The sequence below is a fragment of the Burkholderia cepacia GG4 genome (genome assembly GCF_000292915.1).
GTDB classification, from domain to species: Bacteria; Pseudomonadota; Gammaproteobacteria; order Burkholderiales; family Burkholderiaceae; genus Burkholderia; species Burkholderia cepacia_D.
Genome location: NC_018513.1, coordinates 444,346 through 457,225 on the forward strand (window position 1 = coordinate 444,346; position 12,880 = coordinate 457,225).

Genomic DNA, 12,880 nt, shown 5'->3' on the forward strand with positions numbered 1-12,880 from the left:
GCGGGAGGCCAAAAGCTTCCCGTCGCCGGTCGCACATTTCCCACAAGAAAATACGAGACGCATCATGTTCACATTCGTGTTGCGCCGCGTGGGCATGGTGATCCCGACCTTCATCGGCATCACCATCCTGGCGTTTGCGCTGATTCACCTGATACCGGGCGACCCCATCGAAGTGATGATGGGCGAGCGCGGCGTCGATCCCGCGATGCATGCGGAGGCAATGAAACGCCTCGGGCTCGACCAGCCGCTGCCCATGCAGTACATCCACTACATCGGCCGGGCGCTGCACGGCGACCTCGGCACGTCCATCATCACCAACACCAGCGTCGCGGGCGAGTTCTTCGCGCGCTTCCCGGCGACCGTCGAGCTGTCGCTGTGCGCGCTCGTGTTCGCGCTCGCGGTCGGGCTGCCGGCCGGCGTGATCGCCGCGCTGCGGCGCGGCTCGGTCGTCGATCACGGCGTGATGGGCACCGCGCTCACCGGCTACTCGATGCCGATCTTCTGGTGGGGGCTGATCCTCATCATGGTGTTTTCGTCCTACCTCGGCTGGACCCCCGTGTCGGGGCGCATCGCGGTCGAGTACGACTTCCCGCACCCGACCGGCTTCATGCTGATCGACGCGCTGCTCGCGCCGGATGAAGGCTCGTTCAAGTCGGCGGTCAGCCACCTGATCCTGCCTGCGATCGTGCTCGGCACGATCCCGCTCGCGGTGATCGCGCGGATGACGCGCTCGTCGATGCTCGAAGTGCTGCGCGAGGACTACATCCGCACCGCACGCGCAAAGGGGCTGTCGCCCGCACGCGTGGTCGTCGTGCATGCGCTGCGCAACGCGCTGATCCCGGTCGTCACCGTGATCGGCCTGCAGATCGGCACGCTGCTTGCCGGCGCCGTGCTGACCGAGACGCTCTTTTCGTGGCCCGGTGTCGGCAAATGGCTGATCGATGCGATCGGCCGCCGCGACTATCCGGTCGTCCAGGGCGGCATCCTGCTGATCGCGACACTCGTGATCGTCGTGAACCTGGTCGTCGACCTGCTGTACGGCGTGCTGAATCCGCGCATTCGCCACACGAGGTAATTCCATGAGCAATCTGCAAAACACCCTGCCGACCGAATCCGCGCCGGCCGGCGGCCGTGCGCTCGCGCTGCGCGAGTTCTGGGCCAACTTCTCGCGTAACCGCGGCGCCGTCGGTGCCGGCATCGTCGTGCTGGTGCTGATCCTGGTCGCGCTGTTCGCGCCGCTGATCGCGCCGCACAGCCCGGTCGAGCAATACCGCGACTTCGTGAAGATCCCGCCCGCGTGGCTCGACGGCGGCAACTGGAAGTTCATCCTCGGCACCGACGAAGCGGGCCGCGATATTCTGTCCCGCCTGATGTTCGGCGCGCGGATGTCGTTCTGGATCGGCTTCGTGTCGGTCGTACTCGCGCTGATCCCCGGCATCGTGCTCGGGCTGGTCGCCGCGTTCTTCCAGAAGTGGGCCGACACGGCCGTGATGCGCATCATGGACGTGCTGCTCGCGCTGCCGTCGCTGCTGCTCGCGGTCGCGGTCGTCGCGATCATCGGCCCGGGCCTCACCAACACGATGTTGGCGATCGCGATCGTCGCGCTGCCGGCCTACGTGCGTCTCACGCGCGCATCGGCGCTCGGCGAGCTGCAGAAGGAGTACGTGACGGCGTCGCGCGTGGCCGGTGCCGGCACGCTGCGCCTGATGTTCTCGCAGGTGCTGCCGAACTGCACGGCACCGCTGATCGTGCAGGCGACGCTCGGCTTCTCGTCGGCCATCCTCGATGCGGCCGCGCTCGGCTTCCTCGGCCTCGGCGTGCAACCGCCGACCGCCGAGTGGGGCGCGATGCTTGCATCCGCGCGCGACTACATCGACAACGCATGGTGGATCGTGACGATGCCCGGCCTGTCGATCCTGATTTCGGTGCTCGCGATCAACCTGCTCGGCGACGGGCTGCGCGACGCGCTCGATCCCAAACTGAAGCGGATGGCCTGACATGACCCAGAATCTTCTGACCATCCGCAATCTCGCGGTGAACTTCAACGGCCTGCCCGCCGTCGACCGGATCAACCTGTCGATCGCGCCGGGCGAGGTGGTGGGCGTCGTCGGCGAATCGGGCTCGGGCAAGAGCGTGACGATGATGGCGCTGATGGGCCTGATCGATGCGCCCGGCAAGGTGACGGCCGACGAGGTCACGTTCAACGGCGTGGACCTGCTGAAGGCGTCGCCGAAGGCGCGGCGCAAGATCGTCGGCAAGGACATCGCGATGGTGTTCCAGGACGCGCTGACGAGCCTGAACCCGAGCTACACGGTCGGCTACCAGATCAAGGAGGTGCTGAAGCTGCACGAAGGGCTGCGCGGCGACGCGTTGCACCGGCGCGCGCTCGAACTGCTCGACCAGGTCGGGATTCCCGATGCGAAGAACCGCATCACGGCGTTCCCGCACCAGATGTCGGGCGGGATGAACCAGCGCGTGATGATCGCGATGGCGGTCGCGTGCAATCCGAAGCTGCTGATCGCCGACGAGCCGACCACCGCGCTCGACGTGACGATCCAGGCGCAGATCATGGACCTGCTCGTGAAGCTGCAGAAGGAGCGCGGCATGGCGCTCGTGCTGATCTCGCACGATCTGGCCGTGGTGTCGGAGGTCGCGCAGCGCGTCGCGGTGATGTATGCGGGCGAGGTCATCGAGACCAATCGCGTGCCGGACATCTTCCGTGCGCCGCATCATCCGTATACCGAAGCGCTGCTCGCGGCGATTCCCGAGCACAATCAGGGGGCGCGTCGCCTTGCCGCATTGCCCGGCATGGTGCCCGGCCGCGATGATCGCCCGTCCGGGTGCCTGTTCGCGCCGCGCTGCAAGTATGTCGTCGACGATTGCCGCAAGGCACGTCCGGCGCTCGATACGCTGGTGTCCGGCAACGATGCGATGCGTGCGCGCTGCATCAAGCCGCTCAATGTTTCCAACCTCGACCTGACGGGAGGCGCACGATGAATGCAGTCCACGAAACGCGTGCCACGCCGCACGACGAGGACGCGGTGCTGGTCGCCGACCAGCTCGCGAAGCACTACACGGTCAAGCGCGGGATGTTCGGGCAGGGCACGGTGAAGGCGCTGAACGGCGTGTCGTTCACGCTGAAGCGCGGCAAGACGCTCGCCGTCGTCGGCGAGTCGGGCTGCGGGAAATCGACGCTCGCGCGCCAGCTCACGATGATCGAGACGCCCACCGCGGGCAGCCTGGTGATCGACGGCAAGAACGTGGCCGGTGCGAACCGCGAGACGGTCGCCGACCTGCGCCGCCGCGTGCAGATGGTGTTCCAGAACCCGTTCGCGTCGCTGAACCCGCGCAAGACCGTCGAGCAGACGCTCGCCGAGCCGCTCGAGATCAACACGAACCTGACGGCCACCGAGCGCGCGCAGCGCATCGCGCAGATCATGCGCACGGTCGGCCTGCGGCCCGAGCATGCGAAGCGCTATCCGCACATGTTCTCGGGCGGCCAGCGCCAGCGGGTCGCGATCGCGCGCGCGATGATCCTCGATCCGCGCATCGTCGTCGCCGACGAGCCGGTGTCCGCGCTCGACGTGTCGATCCAGGCGCAGATCCTGAACCTGTTCATGGATCTGCAGGAGCAGTTCAAGACGAGCTACGTGTTCATCTCGCACAACCTGTCGGTGGTCGAGCACGTGGCGGACGACGTGATGGTGATGTATTTCGGCAGTGTCGCCGAGCTCGGCGACAAGGCGACGATCTACGCACGGCCGCGCCATCCGTACACGCGCGCGCTGATGTCGGCGACGCCGGCGATCTTCGAAGAAGACCGCCGGATCCAGATCAAGCTGCAGGGCGAGCTGCCGTCGCCGCTCAATCCGCCGTCGGGCTGCGCGTTTCACCAGCGCTGCCCGTACGCGGTCGAGCGCTGCCGCGTCGAGGAACCGCAGCTGCGCGACGTCGACGGACGCCGCGTGGCCTGCCATCGCGCCGAGGAGGTGGGGGAGGCGAATGCCTGATGGTTTGGCGGCGCGCGCGCCTGGCGTGCGCCGTTCGGGGGCCGGCAGCGCGCGCGTGATGCGCGCGTGCCGCAACGCACGGCGCTGGAGCGTGCGCACGGTCACGGGCGCGGCGCTGGCCGGCGCGTGCGTGGCCGCCAGCGTGCTGGTTCCCGTTGACGCCGCGCGTGCCGAAGGGCGCGCGCCGGCGAGTTCGCCGATCCGTCCGTCGCAGGTTCCGCCACCGGGCTTGAACCTGCCGGGCTTCCACGTGCCGTCCGTGTCGAACGGCACGGTCGCGCGCGGCACGGTGCGTGTGCAGCCTGCGCGCATGCCGTTCTATGTCGCCACCAAGGGCAAGGTCACGCTGTACGTGCTCGGCACGCTGCATACGGGCGACCCGTCCGACTACCCGCCCGCCCAGCCGTTCCGGCCGCGCATCCTCGCGGCGCTCGCCGCGTCGCCGACGGTCGCGCTCGAGCTGTCGCCCGACGATCTGCTCGAATCGCAGGACGACGTGTCGAAGTACGGCGTGTGCCGCTACCCGTGCCTGCAGCGCATGCTGCCCGAGCCGCTGTGGCAGCGGCTCGCGGCGCGCCTGCGCGGCAACCCGGCCGCGCTCGCGGAGATCCGCCGGATGCGGCCGTGGCTCGCGGCGCTCGTCGTCGAGACCTACGACTCGCTGTCGGCCGGCCTGCAGACCGAGTACGGCACCGAGGCGCAGTTGCAGAACGTGTTCCTGAAGAAGACGGGCGGCCGCGTGATCGGGCTCGAGACGCTCGCCGAGCAGATGCGCGCATTCACCGGGCTGACGCTCGCCGAGCAGCGCGAGATGCTCGCCCAGGACATGGTGCAGACCCCGGCGCAGAACGCCGACGACATCAAGGCGCTGCACCGGCTGTGGCAAATTGGCGACGCCGACGCGATCTCGGCGTGGGCGGTTGCGAAGAGCGAGCGGCTGGCCCGTTCGAAGGCACTGTCGGCGTCGATCGACAACAAGATCCTGTACGAGCGCAACCGGCGCTTCGTTGCACGGATGACGGCAATCGCCGCGCCGAACCGGCCGCTGTTCGTCGCGATCGGCGCGCTGCATCTGGGTGGCCAGCGCGGTGTACTCGAATTGTTGCGCCAGCAAGGATACCGGGTCGACGCGAACTGATCGCGGCCGGTCGCACGTACAGATCTTCCCCGGTCCGATCGATGGCGCGCACGCGCTGCGAGGCGCTGGTGCAGCCGTGCGCACCGATAAGGAAAACCCTCGAATCTTCAGAAAATAGCGTTTAAAACGATTGACATCCGGTTCTGGCAATCTCTATTCTTCATCCCACAAGTTGAAAAAATGAAAAGAATAGAAAACGTTCTACGGGGTAGCAAAAACAAAGCGCGGGGTTAGCGTAGCCGGCACGTGATGTACGTGCCGGCCACGGAGTGTCTGCATGCACGGCGGGGCCAAACATCGTCGGCAGAACAAATGCATGCGGCAGACTTGCAGATAAGCGACGTTCCGTCGTCCGACCGGGGGAAGCGGTAATCGGGCGGCGGCGGACGTTTTTTGATCCGGAGCATCTTTCCGGTCGCCGTCGACCGACGGCTTCGGGGGGCGAATCGACAGACGGCGAAGTCCGCGGCGATTGCGCCAACAGAAAAGCGCCACGAGGGCGCTTTTTTCTTTGGTGCGGCGGTTTTCGTCCGGCGACGGCGGGGACCGGGGACCGGGGACGTTACGCGCCTTCGTCGGCCTGCAGCGCGCCGGGCGCGACGACGTCGACGCCCGCTGCCTCGAGTGCCGTGCGGATCCGCTTCGCGAACGCCAGCGCATGCGGGCCGTCGCCGTGCAGGCAGACGGTCTGCGCATTGAGCGGCACCCATTCGCCGCTCACCGCGCGCACCTGCCGCTCGCGCACCATGTCGAGCGTGCGCGCGAGCACGGTGTCTTCATCGTCGATCAGTGCGCCGGGCTGGCTGCGCGGCACCAGCGAGCCGTCCGCGCGATAGCCGCGATCGGCGAACACTTCCTCGACCGCGGCGAGACCCGCATGCCGCGCGGCCGCGACGAACAAGCTGTTCGCGAGCCCGAACACGGCGAGCGACGGGTCGAAGTCGTGGATCGCGGACACCACCGCGTCGGCGATCATCGGGTCGCGCGCGGCCTGGTTGTACAGCGCGCCGTGCGGCTTCACGTGCGCGATGCGGCCGCCTTCGGCCTGCGCGATCGCCGACAGCGCGCCGAGCTGGTACAGCACGCCCGCGTAGATCTCGCCGGCCGGCAGCTGCATTTCCTTGCGGCCGAAGTTCTCCGGATCGTGAAAGCTCGGGTGCGCGCCGATCGACACGCCTTTCTGCACGGCCCAGCGCACGCAGTCGCGCATCGCATTGGGGCCGCCGGCATGCCAGCCGCACGCGATGTTCGCCGACGTGACGAGATCGAGCAGCGCCTCGTCCGATCCGCATCCTTCACCGAGATCGGCATTCAGATCGATTTCCATGATGTCCCTCGTCCACTGGTGGCGTGGCGCGTCCTCCGTGCCGCTGTTGCCATTGTCACGCCGCGCGCGATTGCGCGCGGCGGCGCGTTTCCTCGCGCATCTCGATCGCGACGTCGATCTGCCGCAGATACGCACGTTCCGCGGTCAGCGCGGCGCGCGCGGCGTCGGGCGTCGTGCGCACGAACCGGATCGGCAGGTTGAGCCGCGCCTGTGCGAGTTTCCATAGATCCGCGCGAATCACCGTGCCGATCTTCGGATAGCCGCCGGTGGTCTGCGCATCGTGCATCAGTACGATCGGCTGGCCGTTCGGCGGCACCTGGATCGTACCGGGCAGCACCGCGTGCGACAGCAACTCGGCCGGCCGCTCGCGTACGAGCTCGGCGCCGGCGAGCCGGTAGCCCATCCGGTTGCTGTTCGCGGTGACGAGCCATTCCTCGTCCCAGAACGCCTGCTGCGAGTCGGCCCCGAACGATGCGTAGTCGGGACCCGGCAGTACGCGCACGGGCATCGCCCACGGCGCATGCGCGGGGCGGTGGCGACGCGGCGGCTCGTCGACCCGCACGAACGCGCACCAAGTGGGCGCCTTCACGCCGAATTCGGGTGCGTCGGCTGCCAGGCAGCCCGCGCCGGCCGGCGGCACGCCGACCGGGAGCCGATCGCCGTCGCGTAGCGTGCGGCCGCCGAGGCCGCCGAAGCGCGAGGCGAGATCGGTGCTGCGCGAGCCGAGCATCGGCAGCACGTCGATGCCGCCCGCGATGCACAGGTAGCCGCGCATTCCGCGTTTCGCGGCCGGCAGCACGAGCGTCTGCCCGGCTTCGACCGGCAGGCTCCACCACGAGTACACGGGCTTGCCGTCGAGCGTCGCGCCGAATTCGGTGCCGGTGATCGCGATGCGCGTCGCGCGCGTGAAGCGGAACGCTGCCGGGCCGATCGTGATCTCGACCGCCGCCGCGTCAGCGCGGTTACCGACGAGCCGGTTGCCGACTTCGAGTGCGAGGCCGTCGAGCGCGCCGCCCTGCGCGACGCCGAGATGGCGCGTGCCGCGGCGGCCGAGATCCTGCACGGTCGACAGCGGGCCGGCGCGCACCACCTCGATGGTGCCCGGTGCGGTGTTCTGGCTCATGTCGCATCGACTCCCGCAATGGTGAAGCGCACGTGGTCGCCGGGCAGCAGCAGCGTCGGCTGCGGCCGGGCCGGGTCGAACAGCACATGCGACGTACGGCCGATCAGCTGCCAGCCGCCGGGCGACGTGGCTGGATAGATGCCGGTCTGCGCACCGCCGATGCCGACCGAGCCGGCCGGCACTTCCAGCCGCGGCGCGGCGCGGCGCGGCGTGTGCAGCGACGCGTCGAGGCCGCCGAGATACGCGAAGCCCGGCTGGAACCCGACGAAGAACACGACGTATTCGCCGGCCGCATGGCGTGCGACGACCTCGTCGGTCGACAGCCCCGTGTGCGCGGCGACGGCCGCCAGGTCGGGGCCGGCCGCACCGCCGTATTCGACCGGAATCTCGATCTCCCGGCCGTCCGCGTGCTCGACGTCGGCCGTCTCCCACGCGTCGCGCAGCGCCGGCGTGAGCGACTCGGCCGTCGCGGCGAGCGCGTCGAACACGATGGTCAGGTTGTTCATGCCCGGCACGACGTCGATCACGTCGGGCCACGCGCGCGCGGCCTCGGCGACGGCCCAGACGCGGCGCTGGCAATCGAGCGTGGCGGGCGGCGGCACCTCGCAGACGAGGGCGGCATCGCCGAGCGGATAAATGCGGGGTTGCGTCATCGGACTGGCACGGTTCGGACGGCAATGTTAGCGCACATTGTCAATAAGATATCGATAACTTACCAATAAGCGTTTTTGCCTAGCTCGCGTGCCGATGCTTCTGTCGTACACTCGGCACACCCTGACATCCTGCTTGCTCCGCATGTCCATGAAGCGTCCTCCGACCAAGATCGTGTCATCCGAACACCTCGTTTCCGATTCGAGCGCGGAGCTGTCGGAACTCGAATACGGGCTCATCATGGCCGGCAACGCGTTCAACCGCTGGATGGTGCGCTGCATGTCGGCCGCGGGCGCGAAGGACATGACGGCGGTCGAGGTGTCGCTGCTGCATCACGTCAGTCATCGCGAACGCAAGAAGAAGCTCGCCGACATCTGCTTCGTGCTCAATATCGAGGATACGCACGTCGCGACCTATGCGCTGAAAAAACTGATCGCCCGCGGCTATGTGAAGAGCGAGAAGAGCGGCAAGGAAGTGTTCTTCTTCGCGACCGACGCGGGCCGCGATCTGTGCCTGAAGTATCGGGAAGTGCGCGAGCATTGCCTGATCGAGACGCTGAAGGACAGCGGCCTCACCAACGAGCAGATCGGTGACGCGGCGCAACTGCTGCGCCACGCATCGGGCCTCTACGACACCGCCGCGCGCGCGGCGGCGTCGTTGTAAACGATTGCGGACGGCGCGCTGAGCGAGGGTGCGCGCAGCATGATGCTGACGCGCGTCCGGCGCTGGCCGCTCCGTCGCGCGCCGGGTCATCCGGCAGCCGGGTAGAGTGCGCCGTCGGTCACGATCCAGCGCATCGCGAGATCGTGCGCCTCGGCCGGCAGCGCATCGACGCGGCATGCTTCATACGCGATGCCGACCGTCACCGGCAGCGTGTCGCCCGGCCACACGGCGAGCGTGCGGTCGTAATAGCCGCCGCCATAGCCGAGCCGGTAGCGCTCCAGATCGAATCCCACGCACGGAATCAGCAACAGGTCGGGCACGACGACGACGCCCGACGCCGGCTCCGGAATCCGGTGATGCCCTTCGCGCATCGGCGTGTGTGCGTCCCACGCATGGAATTCGAGCGGCGTGTGGCGCTCGCCGATCACGGGCAGCGCAGCGCGGCGGCCCGCGCCTGCCGCGGACCACGCGAGCACCGCGTCGCGCGCGTCGAATTCGCCCGGCAGCGGCCAGTAGAAGCCGACCGTGCGCGGCGCGAGCCGTGCGAGCAACAGGCGCAGCCGCGCGTCGAGCGCGGCGTTCGCGGCGGGCTGCGACGCGGCGTCACGACGCGCGCCGGACAGCGTTTTGCGCAGCGCAACCTTCGGGTTAGGCACAGGGTTGCATGCTATGCTTTCGCTCAATTCGTGCTCCATTCAAAACGATGTCGAACAGCCTTTTCCGAGTATATCGCGCGGTCGCGCTCACGCTTTCGGCCGCCGCGCTCGTCGCGGGCACGGCCGCGTGCGCCGCACCGGGCGACGACACGCTCGCCGGGGACGACCAGATCTTCGTGCAGCTTCGCGAAGCCGCGCGCCGCAATGACGCCGCGAAGGCCGCGCAGCTCGCGTCGACGATCCCGAACTATCCTGTCCCGTCCTACGTCGAGTATTTCCAGATCAAGCCGCAGTTGTTCGATTCGACGGGCCGCGCGCGCGTCGATGCGCCGGACGCGTCCGTGCAGTCGTTCCTGCAGCGCTACGACGGCCAGGCGATCGCCGATCGCCTGCGCAACGACTACCTGCTCGTGCTCGGCGCGCGCCACGACTGGCGCAACTTCGACGACCAGTACAAGCGCTTCGTGCTCGACGACGACACGCAGGTCAAGTGCTACGCGCTCGAATCGCGCGCGGCACGCGGCGAGAACGTCGCCGAGGCGGCGCGTGCGCTGCTCGTCGAACCGAAATACTACGGCGATGCCTGTGTCGACCTGATTACCGCGCTGACGATCAACCAGCAGTTGACGAGCGACGACGTGTGGCAGCAGGCACGCCTCGCGTACGAGCAGAACTACACGACGCTCGGCGGCAAGATCGTCGATGCGCTCGGCCAGCGCCCGGCCGGCTTCGACCAGGCGACGAGCGCCCCACCGCTGTACCTCGCGCGCGGCGTCGGCTCCGACGCGGCATCGCACCAGCTCGCGCTGATCGCGCTCGGCCGCATGGCGCGCAACGATCCGGACGCGGCGGCGGGGATGCTGACGTCGGTCGCCGCGTCGCTGACGAAGCAGGAACAGGCGATCGCGTGGGGTGCGATCGGCTACCAGGGCGCGATCAAGCGCTCGCCGCTCGCGTCGGTCTGGTACGCGAAATCCGCGAATGCGCCGCTGTCGAATCCGAGCTACGAATGGCGTACGCGCGCCGCGCTGCTGGCCGGCGACTGGCCGATGGTGCGCTGGTCGATCGAGCAGATGCCGCCGTCGCTGCGGGACGATCCGGCATGGATCTACTGGCATGCGCGCGCGCTCAAGCAGAGCGGCGACACGCTGCAGGCGAACCAGGAATTCGAGCAGGTCGCCGGCCAGTTCAACTTCTACGGGCAGCTCGCCGGCGAAGAGCTCGGCCAGCGCACGTCGATCCCGCCGCGCACGAAGGTGAGCGACGCCGAGGTCGACGCGATGGGCAAGATTCCGGGCTTCGCGCTCGCGCAGCGCTTCTACGGGCTGAACCTGCGCCTCGAAGGCAACCGCGAATGGAACTGGCCGCTGCGCGGGATGACTGATCGCCAGCTGCTGGCGGCCGCGGAATACGGCAAGCGCGTCGACCTGCTGGACCGCACGGTCAACACGGCCGACCGCACGAAGGCCGAGCACGACTTCACGCTGCGCTACCCGTCGCCGTACCGCGACATCGTCGAGCGCTACGCGCAGTCGTCGGGCCTCGACATCGAATGGGCATACGGGCTGATTCGCCAGGAATCGCGCTTCATCACGAACGCGCGTTCGTCGGTCGGTGCAGGCGGCCTGATGCAGCTGATGCCGGCCACCGCGCAGCTGGTCGCGAAGAAGCTCGGGATGGGCACCATCACGCGCGCGCAGATGCACGACATCAATACCAACATCCAGCTCGGCACCTGGTATCTGGCGGACATCTACAACAACTTCGACAGCTCGCCGGTGCTGGCCACCGCCGGCTACAACGCGGGCCCGGGTCGGCCGCGCCAGTGGCGCCAGGTGTTGACGCAGCCGGTCGAAGGCGCGATCTTCGCGGAGACGATTCCGTTCAACGAGACGCGCGACTACGTGAAGAACGTGCTGTCGAATACCGTCTACTACGCGGCGCTCTTCGAGGGCAAACCGCAGTCGTTGAAGAAACGCCTGGGCATGATCTCGCCCTGATCGACAATCTTCACACTGCCGCGCGAGACGCGGCGGTGTGAAGGGGCTGTTCACGCTAATAACGGGCTTGCGCTGGCCGCCAGAAGGGCCGAGCGCAAGGAGTGTGACGAGGCGAATACTCGACGTATTCGCAAGGAGCATGACGCAGCGATCGGCCCTTCTGGCGGCCAGCCCCATTTATGATTTTTCCCGGTCTGGGGAACGAGCGTTGCCGGCCGCATTGCGGCGTCGCGCGTCGCTTGTTTGGCTCGGCCAAACGGCGCTCCTTGCTTCTTGCACTGCAGCCGGCAAGGCTCGTTCGCAAGCCCGTCATTAGCGTGAACAGCCCCTTTGAGGTTCGGAACATGGATCAGACCGTCGCGCTGCTCGGTGGCACCGGCTTCATCGGCAGCCGGCTCGTCAATGCGCTGATCGACGCCGGCAAGCAGGTGCGGATCGGCACGCGGCGGCGCGAACACGCGCGCCACCTGCAGATGCTGCCGGTCGAGATCGTCGAGCTCGACGCGCTCGATACGCGCACGCTGGCCCGGTTCGTCGCCGGCGCGCACGCGGCCGTCAATCTGGTCGGCGTGCTGCACGGCGGCCGCGGCACGCCGTACGGGCCCGGGTTCGAGCGCGCGCACGTCGCGCTGCCGGCCGCGCTGGCCGCCGCGTGCGTGGAGGTCGGCGTGCAGCGCGTGCTGCACATGAGCGCGCTCGGCGCCGATTCGCACGGCGCGAGCATGTACCAGCGCTCGAAGGGCGACGGCGAGGCCGCGCTGCATGCGGTCGCGGCGACCGATTCGCTCGCGCTGACGATCTTCCGCCCGTCGGTCGTGTTCGGCCCCGGCGACGCTTTCCTCAACACGTTCGCGAACCTGCAGCGCACGCTGCCCGTGCTGCCGCTCGCGATGCCCGACGCGCGTTTCCAGCCGGTGTTCGTCGGCGACGTCGTGCGCGCGTTCGTCAACACGCTCGATCTCGCGGCCGCGTACGGCAGGACCTACGAGCTCGGCGGGCCGACCGTCTATACGCTCGAGCAACTGGTGCGCTATTGCGGCACGCTGGTCGGCCGGCAGGCACGCATCGTGCGGCTGCCCGACGCGCTCGCGCGGCTGCAGGCGAGCGTGTTCGAATGCCTGCCCGGCGAGCCGGTGCTCACGCGGGACAATCTCGCGTCGATGTCGGTGCCGAACGTGCTGTCCGGGCCGCTCGCGCCGGAACTCGGGCTGTCGCCGGCGAGTCTCGAGAGCATCGCGCCCGCGTATCTCGGCAACGCCGCGCAGCGCTCCCGCTTCGACTGGTTCCGCTCGCGCCGCTAGGCGTCGCGGGC

Annotated in this window: 12 protein-coding genes; 8 read left to right on the plus strand and 4 right to left on the minus strand. The window is 68.3% G+C overall.

Going from position 1 to position 12,880, the window contains the following annotated elements; translation table 11 throughout:
* Window positions 1-64: 64 nt before the first annotated feature.
* The 5 genes from GEM_RS01955 to GEM_RS01975 are packed head-to-tail and all read left to right on the plus strand — an operon-like array spanning window position 65 to window position 5,148.
* The gene (locus tag GEM_RS01955) at window positions 65-1,075 is read left to right on the plus strand and encodes an ABC transporter permease subunit (protein ID WP_014895775.1); all 1,011 of its coding nucleotides are present in this window, start codon (window positions 65-67) and stop codon (window positions 1,073-1,075) included.
* 4 nt (window positions 1,076-1,079) lie between these two features.
* Window positions 1,080-1,997: an ABC transporter permease subunit gene (locus GEM_RS01960; RefSeq protein WP_014895776.1), complete on the plus strand. Its 918-nt coding sequence runs from the start codon at window positions 1,080-1,082 to the stop codon at window positions 1,995-1,997.
* A 1-nt stretch (window position 1,998) separates the two neighbouring features.
* Complete coding sequence (locus GEM_RS01965; RefSeq protein WP_014895777.1) at window positions 1,999-2,997, plus strand: ABC transporter ATP-binding protein; 999 nt, start codon at window positions 1,999-2,001, stop codon at window positions 2,995-2,997.
* Window positions 2,994-4,010, plus strand: coding sequence for a peptide ABC transporter ATP-binding protein (locus GEM_RS01970; protein WP_014895778.1), 1,017 nt, complete (start codon window positions 2,994-2,996; stop codon window positions 4,008-4,010). The genes GEM_RS01965 and GEM_RS01970 overlap by 4 nt, the downstream gene beginning before the upstream one ends.
* Entirely contained in the window at window positions 4,003-5,148 is a 1,146-nt protein-coding gene (locus GEM_RS01975) for a TraB/GumN family protein (RefSeq protein ID WP_014895779.1), read from the plus strand. Before GEM_RS01970 ends, GEM_RS01975 begins: the two co-directional genes overlap by 8 nt.
* A gap of 562 nt (window positions 5,149-5,710) precedes the next feature.
* Here the strand turns inward: GEM_RS01975 and pxpA are convergent.
* The 3 genes from pxpA to pxpB are packed head-to-tail and all read right to left on the minus strand — an operon-like array spanning window position 5,711 to window position 8,251.
* Complete coding sequence (gene pxpA / locus GEM_RS01980; RefSeq protein WP_014895780.1) at window positions 5,711-6,475, minus strand: 5-oxoprolinase subunit PxpA; 765 nt, start codon at window positions 6,473-6,475, stop codon at window positions 5,711-5,713.
* A gap of 55 nt (window positions 6,476-6,530) precedes the next feature.
* The gene (locus GEM_RS01985; protein WP_014895781.1) at window positions 6,531-7,598 is read right to left on the minus strand and encodes a biotin-dependent carboxyltransferase family protein; all 1,068 of its coding nucleotides are present in this window, start codon (window positions 7,596-7,598) and stop codon (window positions 6,531-6,533) included.
* Window positions 7,595-8,251 (minus strand): 5-oxoprolinase subunit PxpB, encoded by a 657-nt coding sequence (gene pxpB, locus GEM_RS01990; protein WP_014895782.1) that lies wholly within the window; start codon window positions 8,249-8,251, stop codon window positions 7,595-7,597. The genes GEM_RS01985 and pxpB overlap by 4 nt, the downstream gene beginning before the upstream one ends.
* 148 nt (window positions 8,252-8,399) lie before the next feature.
* On the opposite strand from pxpB, the gene GEM_RS01995 reads away from it, so the two are divergent.
* The gene (locus GEM_RS01995; protein ID WP_014895783.1) at window positions 8,400-8,912 is read left to right on the plus strand and encodes a winged helix DNA-binding protein; all 513 of its coding nucleotides are present in this window, start codon (window positions 8,400-8,402) and stop codon (window positions 8,910-8,912) included.
* Between the two features lie 86 nt (window positions 8,913-8,998).
* Here GEM_RS01995 and GEM_RS02000 read toward each other — a convergent pair whose 3' ends face one another.
* Window positions 8,999-9,607, minus strand: coding sequence for a 5-formyltetrahydrofolate cyclo-ligase (locus tag GEM_RS02000; protein WP_014895784.1), 609 nt, complete (start codon window positions 9,605-9,607; stop codon window positions 8,999-9,001).
* Window positions 9,608-9,615: 8 nt separating this feature from the next.
* Between GEM_RS02000 and GEM_RS02005 the strand changes: the two genes are divergently transcribed.
* Together GEM_RS02005 and GEM_RS02010 are read left to right on the plus strand one after the other, a co-directional pair.
* On the plus strand, window positions 9,616-11,568 hold the full coding sequence (locus tag GEM_RS02005) for a lytic transglycosylase domain-containing protein (RefSeq protein WP_014895785.1): 1,953 nt from the start codon (window positions 9,616-9,618) through the stop codon (window positions 11,566-11,568).
* 344 nt (window positions 11,569-11,912) lie between these two features.
* Complete coding sequence (locus GEM_RS02010) at window positions 11,913-12,869, plus strand: complex I NDUFA9 subunit family protein (protein WP_014895786.1); 957 nt, start codon at window positions 11,913-11,915, stop codon at window positions 12,867-12,869.
* Window positions 12,870-12,880 lie beyond the last annotated feature (11 nt).